Below are 18,001 nucleotides of genomic sequence, written 5' to 3'. Positions count from 1 at the left end.
GTTTGACGCTTGTTGCGGCCCCTGGATTTCGACGGAACCCCCATGCAAACCGACTCCGGTTTTACCTTCGTTCTCTTTGGCGGCACGGGCGATCTGGCCATGCGCAAGATTCTGCCCGCACTCTATGAAGCGCATCGCGCCAGCATGCTCGAAGCCAGCGGCAAAATCGTCGCGGTGGCGCGTCAGGCCGCTGATCTTAACGACTATCTCGAATGGGTCAACCAGCACGTCAAACCGCACATCGCCAAAACCGGCATTGACGAAGCCGCGTGGGCCAGCTTTTTGCAGCGCATTGCCTACGTCAAGCTCGATCTCGGCTGCGCCGCCGATTTCACGCTGCTGCGCGATGCGCTGACACCAATGGGCGGCACCCGGGTGTTCTATCTAGCCACCGGGCCTTCGTTATTCGTGCCGGTCTGCCAGGCGCTGGCCGCCGTCGGGCTCAACGAAAACGCACGCATCGTGCTCGAAAAACCGCTGGGCTACGACCTGCAATCGTCCACCGCGATCAACGATGCAGTCGGCGAGATTTTCGCTGAAGGCCAGATCTACCGTATCGACCACTACCTCGGCAAAGAGCCCGTCCAGAACCTGCTGGCGCTGCGCTTTGGCAATGCGCTGTTCGAGCCGCTGTGGCGCCGCGAATGGGTTGAAAGCATCCAGATCACCATCGCTGAAGAACTCGGTGTCGAAGCGCGCGGCGATTTCTATGACAACACCGGCGCATTGCGTGACATGGTGCAAAACCACCTGCTGCAACTGCTGGCGATCATCGCCATGGAGCCGCCGCACTCGATGGATTCCGATGCGGTACGCGACGAAAAACTGCGCGTGCTGCGCGCGCTCAAACCCATCGACCCACGTGATATCGGCAAGGTCGCGGTGCGTGGCCAGTACCACGCTGGCGTGATTCGCGGCACACCCGTGCCCGCTTATTCAGCCGAACCTGGTGTCAAGCCTGGCAGCACAACCGAAACCTTCGTCGCGCTGAAAGTCGAGATCGAAAACTGGCGCTGGGCGGGCGTGCCATTCTTCCTGCGCACGGGCAAGCGGCTGGCGGACCGGGTCGCGGAAATCGTCGTCAACTTCCGCGCGGTGCCGCATTCGGCGCTCGGGCCCAGCGCGCTGCGCCCCGGCGCGAACCGGCTGGTGATCCGCCTGCAGCCCAACGAAATGATTCGCCTGTATTGCCTCGCCAAGCAGCCCGGCGAAGGCATGAACCTGTCCAGCGTGCATCTGGATCTCGCCTTTGACCAGTTCTTCCCCGACGGCCAGATGGAGGCTTACCAGCGTCTGCTGCTGGACGTAATCAACGGCCGTCTCGCGCTCTTTGTCCGGCGCGACGAACAGGAAGCCGCGTGGCGCTGGGTCGAACCGATACTCGCTGAATGGGCCGCTCCGGGGAAACCCCCCAAGCCCTACGCAGCAGGCACCTGGGGGCCCGCGGCGTCCAGCGCGATGCTCGCGCAACACGGCACCTGCTGGCTCGAAGAAGAAAACTGAAGCGCCGGGCGCAACGCATCGCGCCCGTGCTGCACCAGCACCAGCGCTGGCGTTCGCACTCACACTCGCACTGACACGGGCCTCACACTGCCCTCAACCAGCCAGCGCGCCTGGCCCGCAAGGAGAAGCCATGATTGAGCTGCATACCTTCGATGACCCTCACACGCAAGCCAACGCGCTCGCGCAAGCTGTCGGCGGCGCATTGCAGGCCGCGCGGGCCCAGCGCCCCCCGGCACTCGCATCGGTCGCGCCCAATACACCGCGCGCCACCCTGGCCGTATCCGGTGGCAGCAGCCCGCGCCCATTCCTGCAAACGCTCTCCACCCAGCCGTTTCCATGGGCCTGCATCGACGTGACGCTGGTCGATGACCGCTGGGTGCCCGACACTGACGCAGCCAGCAACACCCGCCTCGTCCACGACACCCTGCTGCAACACGCCGCGAGCGCGGCCACCTTCTGGCCGCTCACCGACACCACTCAGGCGCTCGAAGCCCACGTCGCCGCGCTCAATGCCGACACCCGGCGCGCGCTGCCGGATGTCGCGGTGCTCGGCATGGGCGAAGACGGCCACACCGCCTCGATTTTCGCTGACGCCCCCGAATGGCAGCACGCGATCAGCACCAGCCAGCGCTTTGTCGCCGTGCATCCGGGCAACGCGCCGCATGCCCGCATCAGCTGGTCGCTCAGCGCACTGAAACAAACCGGCCGGCTGTTCTTGCTGATCGCCGGGCAACGCAAGCTTGAGGTGCTGCAACAAGCCGCTGCCGCAGCACAAGACAACGCCATATCAAAACTAGCCCACGACAAGGGAGTGAGACTCGATGTCTACTGGTGTACCCACTAAAAAAACATCCGCCAGCCTGAACCAGCACGCCGACGGCCCCCGTCTGCTGGCCGATGTCGGCGGCACCAACGCGCGCTTCGCGCTTGAAACTGCGCCAGGCGAAATTGGCCGGGTGCATGTCTACCCCTGCGCCGATTACCCGGGCATTGCGGAGGTCATCCAGAAATTTCTCAAGGACACCAAAGTCGCGCGCGTCAATCACGCGGCGATTGCGATTGCAAATCCGGTCGATGGCGACCAGATCAGCATGACCAACCACGACTGGCGTTTTTCGATTGAAGCCACCCGGCGCACGCTCGGCTTTGACACCTTGCTGGTGGTGAACGATTTCACCGCGCTGGCGATGGCGCTACCCGGCCTGACAGAAGCCCAGCGCGCGCAGATCGGCGGCGGCACCCGGCGCGCTCATAGCGTGATCGGGCTGCTTGGCCCCGGCACCGGCCTGGGCGTATCCGGGCTGATTCCCGCTGACGACCGCTGGATCGCGCTCGGCAGCGAAGGCGGCCATGCCAGCTTCGCCCCGTCCGATGAACGCGAAGACCGCGTGCTGCAATATGCCCGCAAGCAGTGGTCCCATGTGTCGTTCGAGCGAGTCGCGGCCGGGCCAGGCATCGAGGTGATCTACCAGGCACTGGCCGAGCGCGACAACAAGCGCGTCCCCGCCGGGCTCGATACCCCCGCCATCGTCAAGCGCGGGCTGGAAGGTGAGGCACTGGCCAGTGAAACCCTCGACTGCTTTTGCGGCATTCTCGGCACCTTCGCCGGCAATATCGCGGTGACGCTCGGTTCGTTAGGCGGGATTTATATTGGCGGCGGCGTCGTGCCACGGCTGGGCGAGCGCTTCGCGCAATCGCCATTTCGCGCGCGCTTTGAAGCCAAAGGCCGCTTTGAAGCCTATCTGCGCAACATCCCCACCTATGTGATTACCGCTGAGTACCCAGCGTTTCTAGGCGTATCAGCGATCCTCGCGGACCAGCTCTCGAACCGCAGCGGCGGCAGCTCAGCAGCGGTATTCGAGCGCATCCGGCAGATGCGCGACGCGCTGACCCCCGCTGAGCGTCGCGTGGCTGATCTGGCGTTGAACCACCCTCGCTCAATCATCAACGACCCCATCGTGGATATCGCCCGCAAGGCCGATGTCAGCCAGCCCACCGTGATCCGCTTTTGCCGCTCGCTAGGCTGCCAGGGGCTGTCCGACTTCAAGCTGAAACTCGCCACCGGGCTGACCGGCACGATTCCGGTGAGCCACAGCCAGGTGCACCAGGGCGATACCGCCACCGATTTCGGCGTGAAGGTGCTCGACAACACCGTGTCCGCGATCCTGCAACTGCGCGAGCACCTTAATTTCGAGAACGTCGAAAAAGCGATTGACCTGCTCAATAGCGCCCGGCGAATCGAGTTCTACGGCTTGGGCAATTCGAACATCGTCGCGCAGGATGCGCATTACAAGTTCTTCCGCTTCGGCATCCCAACCATCGCTTATGGCGATCTGTATATGCAGGCGGCGTCCGCCGCGCTGCTGGGCCAGGGCGATGTGATTCTGGCGGTGTCGAAGTCCGGCCGCGCGCCTGAACTGCTGCGGGTGCTGGACGTGGCGATGCAAGCTGGGGCGAAGGTGATTGCGATCACCTCAAGCAACACGCCGCTGGCGCGGCGCGCGACGGTAGCGCTCGAAACCGATCACATCGAGATGCACGAGTCGCAGTTGTCGATGATCTCGCGCGTGCTGCATCTGGTCATCATCGACATTCTTGCGGTGGGTGTGGCGATCCGCCTGGCCAAGCCGGACACCGACGTCAGCCGGAGCATGGCGAAAGCGCGCAAGGGCGCGGATGAGAACGCGTCGGCAGTGCTGGACTGGTTGAGCCATGGCGCGGCTTCGTCGGCGAAAGATTAGGCGGAATGGCCAGGCTGGGACGCAACGCTAAACGGCCAGACCGGGTTAGTGCGGGTTAGCCTGGCCCGGCTGTCGCTAATCCGTCGCCAACCAGCGCTCACCGCCACTAACCATCGCGCAAACAGAAACACCCCAAACGCTGGACGCTGCTGCTCCAGTTTTTGGGGTATTTTTTTAGGCCCGTCCGGCCCGCCGGACAACCTTCGAAGCGGGCGGTTTTGTGCCTGTGCCTACCTCAAACCACGCAGCCGGCCACCCGGGCCAGCGTGCTCCATCAGGCCGCCGCCGCATCCGGCGCTGGCCGGTTATGCAGCCGCACCAGCAGAAACCGTCCGGCGTAGCACAGCAATCCAGCGACGCCAATTGTGACGCCCATGCCATTCGGCCCGGTACCCCCCCACTGGCCTACCGCCAGACTAGCCAGCGCCCCAAGCGCAAGCTGCACCGCACCGAACAGCGCGGCCGCCGCACCCGCGTTATGGGGATAGCGATGCATCAGATCCGTCGTGCAGTTCGCCGACAACAGCCCCACCACACCAACCACCAGGAAGAGCCCAGCGACAATCGACCACAACCCGCCCCACCCAGTCAGACTCGCCAGCGCGACAAACAGCGACGCGCCGCTGCTCACCCGCGCGGCAGACGAGATCAGCGTCAGCGAGCCCAGTTGCCCCACCAGCCGGGTATTGATGAAATTGCCCAGCATGATGCCGACGATGTTCAAACCAAATAGCAGCCCGTAATACTGCGCAGGCACCCGGAAATGCTCGATATACACAAAGGGCGTCGCGGTGATGTAAGCAAACATCGACGCCACCGCCATCCCGCCGCACAGCAAATACCCCCACACCACCGGGTCGCGTAGCAACCGTCCATAGGCCGCGAACGACTGCAGCACCGCCGCATTCGCGCGCTTCTCGCGCGGCCAGGTTTCGGGAATACGGAAAAAAGCCGCCAGCGCGCACACCACACCGAACAGCGTCAGCAGACCAAACACCACCCGCCACCCGCCCAGCAGCAGCAACTGCCCGCCAATCAGCGGTGCCAGCAACGGCCCAATCGACGTAACGATCGACAACATCGACAACACCCGCGCCGCATCCGTGGGTTCATGGGCATCGCGGGCGATAGTCCGCGCCAGCACGGCAGCCGCCCCCGCGCCCAGCGCCTGGACAAAGCGGAACAGCACCAATGCATCAATGGAGAGCGCCAGCATGCAGGCAATCGTCGCCAGCGCATACAGGACAATGCCGCCCAGCAGCACCGGACGCCGACCGTAGGTATCCGAGATCGGCCCATACAACAGCATGCCGAACGAAAACCCGAGCATGAAACTGGTGAGCGTCGCCTGCGCCGCGCTTGATGACACGCCAAATGCCAGCGTCAGTGACGGCAGGCTGGGCAAGTACATGTCAATCGAAATCGGCCCGCAAGCAGCCAGCGCGCCAAGCAACAGAATCAGCCGGCCATCGGGCCGGCGTCTGACGACATGAGACATGAGGGAAATCCACAAGAAGATGGGCTGGCCACCGCTTAACGACGGCTTGGCGACTGCTTAACAACGGCTTAGTGACGGCTTAGTCATGCGCGTAAACCAGCGGCAGAAAAACCGCTGAAAACCGGCTGCGATTGTAACTGAGGCCTGCTGCCGCTCACGTGCGGACGGCCGCCGTTAGCGCAGGCTGACTCCGGTACAATTTCGCCACGCTCGCCAGCCGTCATAGGGGCAACATTCTGGCCACATGCGAGTCAAAGGCCGGCAACGCCATCGGGGCCCCCCAGGCAAGCGCCACGCTCACCACCCGCATGCCAGCCCCAGTCAATGAGTTTCACCCAAAGATGCCCAGGCGCGGCGGCCTCACCCCGATTGTCGTCACAGCCCTCTTCGTTCTCATTTCATTCAGGCCAGCACCTTTCCCATGTCTAAAAATCAAACTCTGTTCGACCGAGCCCAGATCACCATTCCTGGCGGCGTGAATTCGCCTGTGCGCGCGTTCCGTTCGGTGGGTGGCACGCCCCGCTTTATTGAGCGCGCTGCTGGCCCGTACTTCTGGGATGCCGATGGTCAGCGTTATATCGACTACATCGGCTCGTGGGGCCCGATGATTCTCGGCCACGTCCATCCAGAAGTGCTGGAAGCCGTGCAACGCGTGCTAGCCAATGGCTTTTCGTTTGGCGCGCCCACTGAATCCGAGATCGAGATCGCCGAAGAAATCTGCAAGCTGATGCCCTCCATCGAACAGGTGCGGATGGTCTCAAGCGGCACCGAAGCCACCATGAGCGCACTGCGTCTCGCACGCGGCTTTACCGGCCGCAGCCGCATCGTCAAATTCGAAGGCTGCTACCACGGCCATGCGGACAGCCTGCTGGTCAAGGCCGGCTCCGGCCTGCTGACCCTGGGCAACCCCACCTCGGCAGGCGTACCCGCCGATATCGCCAAACACACCACCGTCCTTGAATACAACAACGTGACCGAGCTTGAAGAGGCGTTCAAGACGTTCGGCCACGAAATTGCCTCGGTCATCATCGAGCCAGTGGCCGGCAACATGAACCTGGTGCGCGCCACGCCTGAGTTTCTCGGCACGCTGCGCCGCCTGTGCAGCGAATACGGCACCGTGCTGATTTTCGATGAAGTGATGTGCGGCTTTCGCGTGGCGCTGGGCGGCGCGCAAGCGCTCTACGGCATCCAGCCTGACCTGAGCTGCCTCGGCAAAATCATTGGCGGCGGCATGCCAGCCGCAGCCTTCGGCGGACGGCGCGACATCATGGCTCACCTCGCACCGCTGGGCGGCGTCTACCAGGCAGGCACGCTGTCGGGCAACCCCATCGCCGTCGCAGCGGGCCTGAAAACCCTGCAACTGATCCAGGCACCCGGTTTTTACGACACGCTCAGCGCGCGGACCACGCGGCTGGCCCAAGGGCTCGCGCAAGCAGCGCAAGAAGCGGGCGTGCCGTTTGCGGCAGATTCGCTGGGCGGCATGTTTGGCCTCTACTTCACCGAGGCCGGTGCCACGGCTCAAACCATCCCCGCGCGCTTTGCCGAAGTAACACGCAGCAACGTGACGCGCTTCAACGCGTTCTTCCACGCCATGCTGGACGCAGGCGTGTACTTCGCACCTTCGGCTTACGAAGCAGGCTTCGTCTCAAGCAGCCACGATGACGCCGTCATCGACGCCACGCTTGCCGCCGCCCGTGGCGCATTTGCCACGCTAGCTTAAAACGCCGCTGCCCCCCGCCCCTCAGCCCCGCCATCACACTCGCACTGACAGGACGCCGATGTTTTCACAAGCCGACTTTGTCTATATGGAGCGTGCGCTCAAGCTCGCCGTCAACGGGTTGTACACCACCGATCCCAACCCGCGTGTCGGCTGCGTGCTGGTGCGCGATGGCGAGGTGATCGGTGAAGGTTTCACCCAGCCAGCGGGCCAGGACCATGCCGAAGTACGCGCCCTCAAGGACGCGCGCTCACGCGGCCATGACCTGCGCGGTGCCACGGCCTACGTGACGCTTGAGCCATGCAGCCACTTCGGCCGCACCCCGCCGTGCGCGCAGGCGCTGGCGGACGCGCACATCGCCCGCGTGGTGGCGGCGATGGAAGACCCCAACCCGCTGGTCGCCGGGCGTGGCCTCACGATGCTGCGCAGCGCAGGGATCGAAGTGCGCTGCGGCCTGCTGGCTAATGAAGCCCATGATCTGAACCTCGGCTTTGTCTCACGCATGACCCGCGGGCGGCCGTGGGTGCGGATGAAAGTCGCGGCGTCGCTGGATGGCCGCACCGCACTGCCTTCCGGCGTGAGCCAGTGGATCACCAGCGCCGCCGCGCGCGACGATGGCCACGCATGGCGCGCCCGCGCTTCGGCGGTGCTCACCGGCATTGGCACCGTCAAGACTGACAACCCGCGCATGACCGTGCGCTCCGTCGAAACCCCGCGCCAGCCACTGCGCGTGCTGCTCGACAGCCATTTAGAGGTACCCCTCGACGCGCAGATTCTGCACGGAGCGCCTCCGCTGATTTTCTGCGGCACGCTTGATGAGCGCCATGTGGAACACGCCGCCGCGCTGCGCGAACGTGGCGTGCAGATCGTGCAGTTACCCAATGCCAGCGGCAAGGTGGACCTGGGTGCGATGCTCAAAATGCTCGGCGAACGCGGGGTGAATGAACTTCATGTCGAAGCCGGTTACAAACTGAACGGCTCACTGTTGCGCGAAGGCTGGGTCGATGAACTGCTGCTGTATCTCGCCCCCAGCCTGCTGGGCAGCGATGCCCTCAGCATGTTCAGTCTGGCCGCGCCCAGCACGCTGGAAGAACGCCTTAACTTCCGCTTTCATACGATTGACCGGATCGGTGACGACCTGCGGATTCTCGCGCGTATCGCCCCCCCGGCTCCCCCTTCACGCTGAACCAAAAGGAACTACGCACCATGTTTACTGGAATCGTTGCTGCACTTGGCCGTATTCAGTCAGTCACCCCGCTTGGCAGCCCAACTGATCTGGACGCCGGTGTGCGGCTCACCATCTCGACTGACAGCCTGCCGCTGGACGACGTGCAACTGGGCGACAGCATTTCGATTCAGGGAGCGTGCATGACGGTCATCAACAAAGCCGCACAAAGCTTCGATGTCGACGTTTCACGCGAAAGCCTGAACCGCACCGCCGGGCTCGACCAGCCTGGTGAAGTCAATCTGGAAAAAGCGTTACGCGCCCATGACCGGCTAGGTGGCCATATCGTGTCGGGCCATGTGGACGGCCTGGGCACTGTCACGCATTTCGCTGCTGTCGGCGAATCGCACGAACTGCGCGTGCTGGCGTCGCGCGAAATTGGCCGCTATCTGGCGTACAAAGGCTCGATTACCGTGAATGGCGTGAGCCTGACAGTAAATGCCGTCAACGACCGCGACGATGGTTGTGAATTTTCGATCAACCTGATCCCCCATACGATTAAAGTAACCACGCTCAAACATCTCAGCGTGGGTACGCCGGTCAACCTGGAAGTCGATCTGATCGCGCGGTATGTGGAGCGGATGCTGTCGACCTCATCCGATACCGCGAAACCATTACGATAACGCGCCCTTAAACCCGCCTGGCTTACCCCAAAACAGATTCGACGCGCAGAGCCTGATCAGCCGGGCTCTGCGCCGAGGCCGAAACGCGATTCAGCCCCCCCGCCCTCCCACACCGCTAATTTGCGGCAATCCTCACCATCGCGCTATCTGTCAGATGGCTTAGGCCACTCAGCCGGGCCACGAGCACGCTGGCGTGGCGTAAAATACGCGCTTTCCCAAATTTACCGCCATCCCATCATGATGCTCGCCTCTACCCTTGAGATCATCGCCGAGCTAAAAGCAGGCCGGATGGTGATACTCGTTGACGAAGAAGACCGCGAAAACGAGGGTGACCTCGTCATCGCCGCCGACTTCATCACGCCAGAAGCGATCAATTTCATGGCACGCCATGGCCGCGGCCTGATCTGCCTGACGCTGACCCAGGAACGCTGCAAACAGCTCAACCTGCCTTTGATGGCCTACCGCAATGGCACGCAGTACGGCACCGCTTTCACCGTCAGCATCGAGGCCGCTGAAGGCGTCACCACTGGCATTTCCGCCGCTGACCGCTCCCACACCATCGCCACCGCCGTCGCCCCTGGGGCTCGTGCCGATCACCTCGTGCAACCTGGCCACGTGTTTCCCGTGATGGCTCAGCAAGGTGGCGTGCTGGTCCGGGCGGGCCATACCGAAGCCGGGTGCGATTTCACGGCGCTGGCGGGCCTCACCCCAGCCGCCGTGATCTGCGAAATCATCAAGGATGACGGCACCATGGCCCGCCTGCCCGATTTGCTCGAATTCGCCGCCGAACACAGCCTGAAAATCGGCACCATCGCTGACCTGATCCACTACCGCAGCAGCACTGAATCCATCATCGAACGCATTGCCGAACGCACCATGCAAACCGCGTATGGCCCGTTTCGCGCGGTGCTGTATCTCGATCGCCCCAGCGGCTCGCCACATATCGCGCTGGTCCGCGGCACGCCAGTGCCGGAACGCGATACGCCCGTGCGCGTCCACGAACCTCTGTCGGTGCTGGACCTGCTCGAAGTGAATCTCTCCACCCACTCGTGGACCCTCGACGCCGCCATGAAAGAGATCGCTGAACGCGATCTAGGCGTGGTGGTGCTGCTCAACTGCAGCGACTCCAAAACCCATCTGGTCGACGTCTTCAAAGCCTTCGACGAAAAAGACCGCGCGGCAGCCCTCAAACGCCGTCCCGTTGACTTCAAGACTTACGGCATCGGCGCGCAAATTTTGCGCGAACTCGGCGTCGGCAAGATGCAAGTGCTGTCGACTCCCCGCAAGCTCAGCAGCATGTCGGGCTATGGCCTTGAAGTCACCGGCTTCGTGCCGATGCCAGGGCACGCCGCGCCAGCCGCGCCAACTGTTTCTCCGGCCTAAGGCACTTTGCCCACACCGCCTTACCCGCATTCAACCAACACTACGGATCCCAATATGGAAATCGGACAATATCAACCGAATATCGACGGCGACGGCTTGCGTATCGGCATCGTGCAATCGCGTTTTAACGAACCCGTCTGCAATGGTCTGGCTGACGCCTGCATCGAAGAACTGGAACGCCTCGGCATCGTCGGCGAAGACGTGCTGCTGGTCACCGTGCCAGGCGCGCTCGAAATTCCGCTGGCGCTGCAAAAACTGGCTGAAAGCGGTCAGTTTGATGCGCTAATCGCGCTGGGCGCGGTGATTCGCGGCGAAACCTACCACTTTGAACTCGTCTCAAACGAAAGCGGCGCGGGCATCACCCGCATTGGTCTCGATTTCGGCGTGCCTGTGGCAAATGCGGTGCTCACCACCGACACCGACGAACAAGCCGTTGCCCGCATGACCGAAAAAGGCCGTGACGCTGCACGCGTGGCCGTCGAAATGGCCAATCTCACCGTGGCGCTGGAACAGCTCGACGGCAACGATGACGACGCAGAAGAAGACGGCGACATCGACAGCGACGGCAAGGGCCGGGCATGAAGAGCGCCCGCCGACGCTCCCGCGAACTCGCCACCCAGGGGCTTTATCAATGGCTGCTGTCCGGTTCGACCGGCAGCGAAATTGACGCGCAGTTGCGCGGTGCCCAGGGCTTTGACAAAGCTGACCACGCTCACCTGGATACGGTGCTTCACGGCGTTATCCGGGATGCCGCAACCCTCTCTGCCGATCTCGCCCCTTGCCTCGACCGGCCGATCGAGCAGCTTTCTCCGGTCGAACGGGCGGTACTGCTAGTGGCCACGTTCGAGCTGAAAAATCACGTCGATATCCCGTATCGCGTCGTGATTAACGAAGCGGTTGAACTGACCAAGACCTTTGGCGGCGCAGATGGCTACAAGTACGTCAACGGTGTGCTGGACAAACTCTCCGCCCGTTTGCGCGCGGCGGAAACCCAGACACCTCGCACGTGAGCACATCAGCACGTAACACTGGACGCATCACGCCATAACGACAAAAGGGCAACTCGATTGAGTTGCCCTTTTGTTTTTTCGCTACTGACGTACCTGATTCAGACGCCCACGCCCAGCCTGGTTCCATTGGCGCTCACGCCCGGATCATCTTGCGTCGCGCTCTTCGCCGGTTCTTCATCAGATTCCGCTTCGGCCTTGCCCTGAGGAGTCAGCGCATGGCCGCCTTCGAGCGTTGCCTGAACCCGCTTTGGCAACGCGACGGGCGTCACGCTCACGCTAGCGACGGTGGTTGCAGGTGCCTGCGGTGCATTGACCGGCACCTTGACGCCATGCGCCACATCACGCAAACGTCCACGCTCAGCCATGACTTTCGCCCCATAGCCGCCATCATCCTGCGAACTTGAGCCGACATACAAACGCAAGCCACCCGCCAGTGAGCCGCCACGCGCGATGCAGTCTTTCAGCACCAGCGCCCCAACGCGAATGTTGGTCAATGGCTCCAGCGCAGCGCGCTGACCGCCAAAATATTGCAGCTTGTCCGAATGCACCTTCGACATCACCTGCATCAGCCCTTGGGCACCAACCCCGCTTTCCGCATACGGATTGAAACCTGACTCGATTGCCATCACCGCCAGCAGCAGCAACGGATCGAGCCCAACGTCACGGCCGGTTTCGAAAGCGGCCTTGACCAGTTCACCCACCGGATCTTGCGCCACGCGATAACGGCGCGACAGATAAGAAGCCACCAGTTGCTGCTCGCGGCTAGAAACCAGCACACGGTCATCACGTGCTTCGGCCGCCACCCGCTGTGCTGGAATCAGGCGAGCCAGCGTACCCACATCAGGCGCTGTGCCAGCCCCGCCCGCGCCACTGCCATCAAAAGCGCCGTCGTAGCTGGCATTGGCGATGCCGCCCACCGGAGCCGCCGACAGCGAATCATCCAGCGTCTTGCCAAACGCGCCAAAGGCCGGCAGCGGATGACCCTGAAGCAGGCGCGCGGGACCAGCCTGCACAGCTGCCGAAATCACCGGCATCAGCCGCGCTGCCAGCGTGCCACGCCAGCCAGGCATCAGCCACAGCAACAGCGCCAGAAGCACTGCACAACCACCCACAACGCTAAACAGGTAATGACTCATTCGCGTCCCACGCCGCAGCATGGCACGCACACTTTGCGCCAGTTGCTCATCAGGACGCCACGATAACCAGGTGTTCATTCAGATCTCCCAATTTCATGATCTGCGAATGTCCCAATCAACCGGGCAACTGCTATTCGCAAAAATCAAGACGCCACGCGCGTTGGTTAAGGCAACAGCGGCGTCGGAGAAACGGTGTTTATACCGTCTGGGGGAGCTAGCTTGAAGAATCCAGCCACATGCGCTCAAGCATGATCGCGGAAGCTCCCACACAAAAAACCAGCGTCAGAGCGCGCTGGCGAGGAAAAAACTTGGGGCCGTGTGATGCCGCGCAGGGAGCGGCAAGAGGTGACGCGTTGCGTCTGAAAGACCGGTGAGCCAAGGTAAAAATATCAGCCCTGCTACTTAAGGTGACGCGATTCTAGCAGGGTTTTATAGATCGTCAACACTACAATAATTCAAAATCATTACTTTTAGTTATATAAAAACAGGCCCAGATCGGCCCTTTCCGCGCCACGCGGCACTGAGTCAAAACGCATTTTTTGCCGCTCAATCCACCCCATCGACAACCCATCGACAACCTCAAGACGGCCTCACAAGCGCGCCGCGCCAGCAGGTAAAATCCGCCATCCGTCGTCACGGTATGTGTCCTTCCCCCTCCTGTTTTTTGTGCCGTTTGCGGCTCTCGTGGGTATCCAGATCCGATGAAATACAAAGACTTGCGCGACTTCAGCCACCGTCTCGAAGCGCTCGGCGAGCTACGCCGTATTCCGCAGCACGTGTCGCCTGTCCTGGAAATGACCGAAGTGTGTGACCGCGTATTACGCGCAGGCGGTCCGGCGCTGCTGTTCGAAGCCCGGCAGGAACATCGCTTTGCCGTACTCGGGAATTTGTTTGGCACGCCGCGCCGGGTCGCGCTCGGCATGGGCATCGACGCCGACGCGCAAGCCGGTGACGGTGCCGCGCTCGAATCGCTACGCGATGTCGGGCGCTTGCTCTCCGCGCTCAAGGAGCCCGAACCGCCTAAAGGGCTAAAAGAAGTCGGCAAGCTGTTCACGCTGGCACGGGCGGTCTGGGACATGGCACCTAAAACCGTCAGCGCGCCGCCGTGTCAGGAAATTGTCTGGGAAGGCAAGGACGTCGACTTGAACCGCCTGCCGATCCAGACTTGCTGGCCTGGCGACGCCGCGCCCCTGATTACCTGGGGGCTAACCGTCACACGCGGGCCAAACAAGACCCGGCAGAATCTCGGCATTTATCGCCAGCAACTCATCAGCCACAACAAACTCATCATGCGCTGGCTGGCGCATCGCGGCGGCGCGCTCGATTTCCGCGAATTCGCCCTGCACAACCCGGGCCAGCCGTATCCCGTCGCCGTCGTCCTGGGGGCCGATCCGGCCACCATGCTGGGCGCGGTCACGCCGGTGCCAGACACGCTGTCCGAATACCAGTTCGCCGGCCTGCTGCGCGGTGCCCGCACTGAACTAGCGAAGTGCCTGACGCCCGGCGTTGACACGCTCCAAGTGCCCGCACGTGCGGAAATCGTGCTCGAAGGCTTTATCTACCCCGAAACCGGCACCCCCGCCGCCTCGCCCGCGCATGCCCCGCCACGGCCCACCAAAGGTGCCAGCGCCGCCTATGAACATGCGCTCGAAGGCCCCTACGGCGACCACACCGGCTATTACAATGAACAGGAATGGTTTCCCGTGTTCACCGTCGAGCGCATCACGATGCGGCGCGACGCCATCTATCACTCCACCTACACCGGCAAACCGCCCGATGAACCCGCCGTGCTCGGCGTCGCACTGAACGAAGTGTTCGTGCCGCTGCTGCAAAAGCAGTTCAGCGAAATCACCGATTTCTATCTGCCCCCCGAAGGCTGCAGCTACCGGATGGCAATCGTCCAGATGAAGAAAAGCTACCCAGGCCACGCCAAACGAGTGATGTTCGGCGTCTGGAGCTTTCTGCGGCAGTTCATGTATACGAAGTTCATCGTGGTGGTCGATGAAGACGTCAACCTGCGCGACTGGAAAGAAGTGATCTGGGCTATCACCACCCGGGTCGATCCAGCCCGCGATACGGTTCTGGTAGAACGCACGCCCATCGACTATCTCGATTTCGCCTCGCCGGTGGCAGGCCTCGGCTCCAAGATGGGGCTCGATGCCACGAACAAATGGCCCGGCGAAACCGAGCGCGAATGGGGCCGCCCGATCACCATGGACCCCGCCGTGAAACAGCGTATCGACCAGCTCTGGGGGGAACTCGGCCTGTAGCAAGGACGAACCTGTCTCGCCTTCCGCCTCACCTCCCGCCTCACGTTTGGCCGCCCCGTCACGGCGGCCTCACTCTCACACGGACAAGCCACGCCGATGCATGTTTTATCGCTGTTTTCCAATGGCTTCTTTCTGTCGCTATCGCTGTGCCTCGATATTGGCATCGTCAACGTTGCGCTGATCTCGCTCGTGCTCTCGCATGGCTTTCGGCCTGGGTTCTGGCTTGGTCTCGGCTCGTGTTTTGGCGACCTGATTTATGCCGGGCTGGCACTGCTAGGCATGGCTGCGCTGCTGCAGTTCGAATCCGTGCGCTGGGTGGTCTGGATCGGCGGTGCGGCGACCTTGCTGTTTTTGACCTGGAAAATGGCGCGTGAGGCGCTCTACCCAGCCTCCGCGCCGCCCGTCGAAGGTGAGGCTAACCAGACCCCGCCGCTCACGCCCGCCCGCAACTTCGTGCGGGGCGTATTGCTGGCAGTCTCATCGCCCACCGCGATTCTGTGGTTCGCAGCCGTTGGCGGCGCGCTGATCGCCAAAGCTGGCGCGACCTCGCTCACCACTGCGCCGATTTTCCTGGGGGGCTTCTTTCTGGGCGGACTGTGCTGGACGCTCTTCCTGTGTGCGCTCGCCAGCCACGGCCGCAAACGCGCCGGAACCGGGCTGCTGCGCATCTGCCACGTGTTCTCCGCGCTGCTCTTTGCCTACTTTGCGTACAGCGTGATCGTGCATGGCTACAAGGATCTGATCGTGAATGCCGCGCAAAGCCTGAACTAGCCTGATTCATCGAACTGCGGGGGCAGTCAGGGCGTTTGCTGAACGTTTGTTGAGCGTTTGTTGAACGTTTGCTGAGCGTTTGTTGAGCGTTTGTTGAGCGTTTGTTGAGCGTTTGTTGAGCGTTTGTTGAGCGTTTGTTGAGCGTTTGTTGAGCGTTTGCTGAGCGTTTGCTGAGCGTTTGTTGAACGTTTGCTGAGCGTAATAGCAGCGGCGTTATCGCAGCACAACGCACTACCGGCACCACGGGCACCACCGGCATGGCAGACGACGGCAGAATCAGGCCATCAACATGATCTGCCAGCCCGAGGCTCTGGCAAAAACCCAAGCAAAACCCAAACCAGACTCAGGCAAAAAACTGCCCGAAACGGGCCAGATCGACATTGCCGCCACTCACGAGCACACCAACGCGCCGTCCCTGCACCGGCATCGCGCCATTAAACAGCGCCGCCGCCCCGAGGCAACCGGTGGGTTCAACCACCAGCTTCATGCGTTCGGCAAAAAACCGCATCGTCTCGACGAGCTGCGCGTCGCTCACCGTGACGATCTGCTCGACCAGACGCCGGATCACCTCAAACGTGTACACACCCAGATGCGTCGAAGCCGCGCCATCGGCGAGCGTGTGAGGTGTGTCGATATGCACAATCTCACCGCGCGCCAGCGATTGCTGACCATCGTTGCCCGCTTCCGGCTCGACACCAATCACCCGGCAACCAGGACTTAACGCAACCGCTGCGAGCGCACTCCCGCTGAGCAAACCACCACCGCCCAGGCAGACAAACAACAGGTCCAGCGGCCCGGTTTCCTCGATTAATTCCTTGACCGCCGTGCCCTGGCCCGCCATCACGTGCGGGTGGTCATAAGGCGGAATCAGCGTCATGCCACGCGCCTGAGCCAAATCCAGGCCAAGCGCTTCACGGTCTTCGGTGTAACGGTTATAGACCAGCACCTCCGCGCCATACTCTTTGGTCGCGGCCACTTTAGCGGCTGGCGCGTCGTGCGGCATGATGATCGTCGCGTGAATCCCGGCCAGCCGCGCCGATAACGCAATCGCCTGCGCGTGATTCCCCGATGAATAAGTCAGCACTCCGGCCGCGCGCTGCGCGGCATCAAATTGCGCAATCGCGTTATAAGCACCGCGAAACTTGAATGCCCCCATGCGCTGAAAGTTTTCGCATTTAAAAAACACCGATGCGCCGCTACGCGCATCTGCCGTGCGGGAAGTCAGGACGGGCGTGCGGTGCGCCACACCCTCAAGGCGTGCTGCGGCTGCGAGAACATCATCGAACGTAGGGGCGGGAAGCGCGGTCATTGGCAGCAGACTCCGGTAGAGGCGATGGCGCATTCTCCCCGCTTCGCCTGCATCCTGGAACAAGCGTCAACAACAAGCCCCTGAATACAACAATGGCGCGCTGCCAATATCTGCAGCACGCCATTCGACTGATTGAGACTGATTGAGACTAGCTGTGCTAACTCCCCCTTGGCCGGTTAAACGGCCAGGGCTGACCAGTACCTGCTTCGTTCACCAATGCCGGTAATTGCCCCGGCCGTAATAACCCCCGCCGTAGTAGCCATGCGCACGGTAATAGCCGTGCCGCCAGTACGGCCTTGGATAGCCGTAATAACCCCCAACTACCACCGGCGGCGGCCCATACACCACTGGCGGCGGAGCGTAGTACACCGGCGGAGGCGGCGGGGCATAGGCCGGATAGACGGGGAACACCGGCAACCCGATGCCAACATCAATCGACACCCGCGCTTCGGCAGCATTAATCAGCCCAGCGCCTAGCGCAGCAGCAACGAGATAAGGGACAAACATTTTCACTTCGGTTCTCCTGGCAGCGCGGCCACCTGGCCACACCGCAAATTGGCATGTTCTATCTCGAATTTATCGCAAAGCCCCGCCGCTCACCGCGATCATTTGTTGCAAATTGCAATTGCCGGGAGCGTTCGATGGCGTGCCGCCAGCCCGGGGCTGAACCATCCAGCAGACGTGCAAGCACCGCCCAGCAGACCATGCGCCACCGGCCGCTCCTGCCAGCACACGCTAAAGCCCCCCACCCGCGCCGCACCCGCTCAGGCGCCGGTAATTTTTCATTACACAATCCTGTTCGCTTGCACACGACT

15 protein-coding genes are annotated in these 18,001 nt (G+C 62.2%); 11 read left to right on the top strand and 4 right to left on the bottom strand.

Annotation, left to right across the window (positions count from 1 at the left end; translation table 11 throughout):
* Positions 1-42: 42 nt before the first annotated feature.
* The 3 genes from zwf to GH656_RS04420 all read left to right on the top strand — a co-directional run bounded on the left by zwf (position 43) and on the right by GH656_RS04420 (position 4,244).
* Positions 43-1,503: a glucose-6-phosphate dehydrogenase gene (gene zwf / locus GH656_RS04430; RefSeq protein ID WP_153074771.1), complete on the top strand. Its 1,461-nt coding sequence runs from the start codon at positions 43-45 to the stop codon at positions 1,501-1,503.
* Between the two features lie 130 nt (positions 1,504-1,633).
* Positions 1,634-2,347, top strand: coding sequence for a 6-phosphogluconolactonase (gene pgl, locus GH656_RS04425; protein ID WP_153074770.1), 714 nt, complete (start codon positions 1,634-1,636; stop codon positions 2,345-2,347).
* Positions 2,325-4,244, top strand: coding sequence for a bifunctional transcriptional regulator/glucokinase (locus GH656_RS04420; RefSeq protein ID WP_153074769.1), 1,920 nt, complete (start codon positions 2,325-2,327; stop codon positions 4,242-4,244). Before pgl ends, GH656_RS04420 begins: the two co-directional genes overlap by 23 nt.
* Positions 4,245-4,518: 274 nt before the next feature.
* Here the strand turns inward: GH656_RS04420 and GH656_RS04415 are convergent, their stop codons facing one another.
* A complete protein-coding gene (locus GH656_RS04415) occupies positions 4,519-5,742 on the bottom strand; it encodes a Bcr/CflA family multidrug efflux MFS transporter (protein ID WP_153074768.1) in 1,224 nt (407 codons plus the stop codon).
* Positions 5,743-6,163: 421 nt separating this feature from the next.
* On the opposite strand from GH656_RS04415, the gene hemL reads away from it, so the two are divergent.
* The 6 genes from hemL (at position 6,164) to nusB (ending at position 11,700) form a co-directional block, all read left to right on the top strand.
* Complete coding sequence (gene hemL, locus GH656_RS04410) at positions 6,164-7,462, top strand: glutamate-1-semialdehyde 2,1-aminomutase (RefSeq protein ID WP_153074767.1); 1,299 nt, start codon at positions 6,164-6,166, stop codon at positions 7,460-7,462.
* A 58-nt stretch (positions 7,463-7,520) separates the two neighbouring features.
* On the top strand, positions 7,521-8,645 hold the full coding sequence (gene ribD / locus GH656_RS04405; RefSeq protein WP_153074766.1) for a bifunctional diaminohydroxyphosphoribosylaminopyrimidine deaminase/5-amino-6-(5-phosphoribosylamino)uracil reductase RibD: 1,125 nt from the start codon (positions 7,521-7,523) through the stop codon (positions 8,643-8,645).
* A gap of 20 nt (positions 8,646-8,665) precedes the next feature.
* Positions 8,666-9,307 (top strand): riboflavin synthase, encoded by a 642-nt coding sequence (locus GH656_RS04400; protein WP_153074765.1) that lies wholly within the window; start codon positions 8,666-8,668, stop codon positions 9,305-9,307.
* Between the two features lie 237 nt (positions 9,308-9,544).
* Positions 9,545-10,690 (top strand): bifunctional 3,4-dihydroxy-2-butanone-4-phosphate synthase/GTP cyclohydrolase II, encoded by a 1,146-nt coding sequence (gene ribBA, locus GH656_RS04395; protein WP_153074764.1) that lies wholly within the window; start codon positions 9,545-9,547, stop codon positions 10,688-10,690.
* Positions 10,691-10,744: 54 nt separating this feature from the next.
* A complete protein-coding gene (gene ribH / locus GH656_RS04390; protein WP_153074763.1) occupies positions 10,745-11,272 on the top strand; it encodes a 6,7-dimethyl-8-ribityllumazine synthase in 528 nt (175 codons plus the stop codon).
* Positions 11,269-11,700, top strand: a complete 432-nt coding sequence (nusB, locus tag GH656_RS04385; protein ID WP_153074762.1) for a transcription antitermination factor NusB — start codon at positions 11,269-11,271, stop codon at positions 11,698-11,700. Before ribH ends, nusB begins: the two co-directional genes overlap by 4 nt.
* Before the next feature lie 98 nt (positions 11,701-11,798).
* On the opposite strand, the gene GH656_RS04380 is transcribed toward nusB, so the two are convergent.
* Positions 11,799-12,914 (bottom strand): lytic transglycosylase domain-containing protein, encoded by a 1,116-nt coding sequence (locus GH656_RS04380; RefSeq protein WP_153074761.1) that lies wholly within the window; start codon positions 12,912-12,914, stop codon positions 11,799-11,801.
* Between the two features lie 623 nt (positions 12,915-13,537).
* On the opposite strand from GH656_RS04380, the gene GH656_RS04375 reads away from it, so the two are divergent.
* A complete protein-coding gene (locus tag GH656_RS04375) occupies positions 13,538-15,106 on the top strand; it encodes a UbiD family decarboxylase (protein ID WP_153074760.1) in 1,569 nt (522 codons plus the stop codon).
* A gap of 96 nt (positions 15,107-15,202) precedes the next feature.
* On the top strand, positions 15,203-15,877 hold the full coding sequence (locus tag GH656_RS04370; protein WP_153074759.1) for a LysE family translocator: 675 nt from the start codon (positions 15,203-15,205) through the stop codon (positions 15,875-15,877).
* Between the two features lie 343 nt (positions 15,878-16,220).
* Here GH656_RS04370 and GH656_RS04365 read toward each other — a convergent pair whose 3' ends face one another.
* On the bottom strand, positions 16,221-17,186 hold the full coding sequence (locus GH656_RS04365) for a threo-3-hydroxy-L-aspartate ammonia-lyase (RefSeq protein ID WP_153074758.1): 966 nt from the start codon (positions 17,184-17,186) through the stop codon (positions 16,221-16,223).
* Between the two features lie 210 nt (positions 17,187-17,396).
* A complete protein-coding gene (locus GH656_RS04360; protein WP_153074757.1) occupies positions 17,397-17,699 on the bottom strand; it encodes a hypothetical protein in 303 nt (100 codons plus the stop codon).
* Positions 17,700-18,001 lie beyond the last annotated feature (302 nt).

The organism is Paraburkholderia bonniea (assembly GCF_009455625.1).
Taxonomy (GTDB): Bacteria; Pseudomonadota; Gammaproteobacteria; order Burkholderiales; family Burkholderiaceae; genus Paraburkholderia; species Paraburkholderia bonniea.
Note: the sequence above shows the minus strand (reverse complement) of the source record. Positions and strands in the feature narration are given on the sequence as shown.

What these genes read in the sequence shown, in the direction of transcription:
- ribD (WP_153074766.1), top strand. Translation starts at nt 7,521, where the DNA reads ATGTTTTCACAAGCCGACTTTGTCTATATGGAGCGTGCGCTCAAGCTC.
- GH656_RS04370 (WP_153074759.1), top strand. Translation starts at nt 15,203, where the DNA reads ATGCATGTTTTATCGCTGTTTTCCAATGGCTTCTTTCTGTCGCTATCG.
- pgl (WP_153074770.1), top strand. Translation starts at nt 1,634, where the DNA reads ATGATTGAGCTGCATACCTTCGATGACCCTCACACGCAAGCCAACGCG.
- GH656_RS04375 (WP_153074760.1), top strand. Translation starts at nt 13,538, where the DNA reads ATGAAATACAAAGACTTGCGCGACTTCAGCCACCGTCTCGAAGCGCTC.
- nusB (WP_153074762.1), top strand. Translation starts at nt 11,269, where the DNA reads ATGAAGAGCGCCCGCCGACGCTCCCGCGAACTCGCCACCCAGGGGCTT.
- ribBA (WP_153074764.1), top strand. Translation starts at nt 9,545, where the DNA reads ATGATGCTCGCCTCTACCCTTGAGATCATCGCCGAGCTAAAAGCAGGC.
- GH656_RS04365 (WP_153074758.1), bottom strand. Translation starts at nt 17,186, where the DNA reads ATGACCGCGCTTCCCGCCCCTACGTTCGATGATGTTCTCGCAGCCGCA.
- GH656_RS04400 (WP_153074765.1), top strand. Translation starts at nt 8,666, where the DNA reads ATGTTTACTGGAATCGTTGCTGCACTTGGCCGTATTCAGTCAGTCACC.
- zwf (WP_153074771.1), top strand. Translation starts at nt 43, where the DNA reads ATGCAAACCGACTCCGGTTTTACCTTCGTTCTCTTTGGCGGCACGGGC.
- GH656_RS04415 (WP_153074768.1), bottom strand. Translation starts at nt 5,742, where the DNA reads ATGTCTCATGTCGTCAGACGCCGGCCCGATGGCCGGCTGATTCTGTTG.
- GH656_RS04380 (WP_153074761.1), bottom strand. Translation starts at nt 12,914, where the DNA reads ATGAACACCTGGTTATCGTGGCGTCCTGATGAGCAACTGGCGCAAAGT.
- GH656_RS04420 (WP_153074769.1), top strand. Translation starts at nt 2,325, where the DNA reads ATGTCTACTGGTGTACCCACTAAAAAAACATCCGCCAGCCTGAACCAG.
- hemL (WP_153074767.1), top strand. Translation starts at nt 6,164, where the DNA reads ATGTCTAAAAATCAAACTCTGTTCGACCGAGCCCAGATCACCATTCCT.
- ribH (WP_153074763.1), top strand. Translation starts at nt 10,745, where the DNA reads ATGGAAATCGGACAATATCAACCGAATATCGACGGCGACGGCTTGCGT.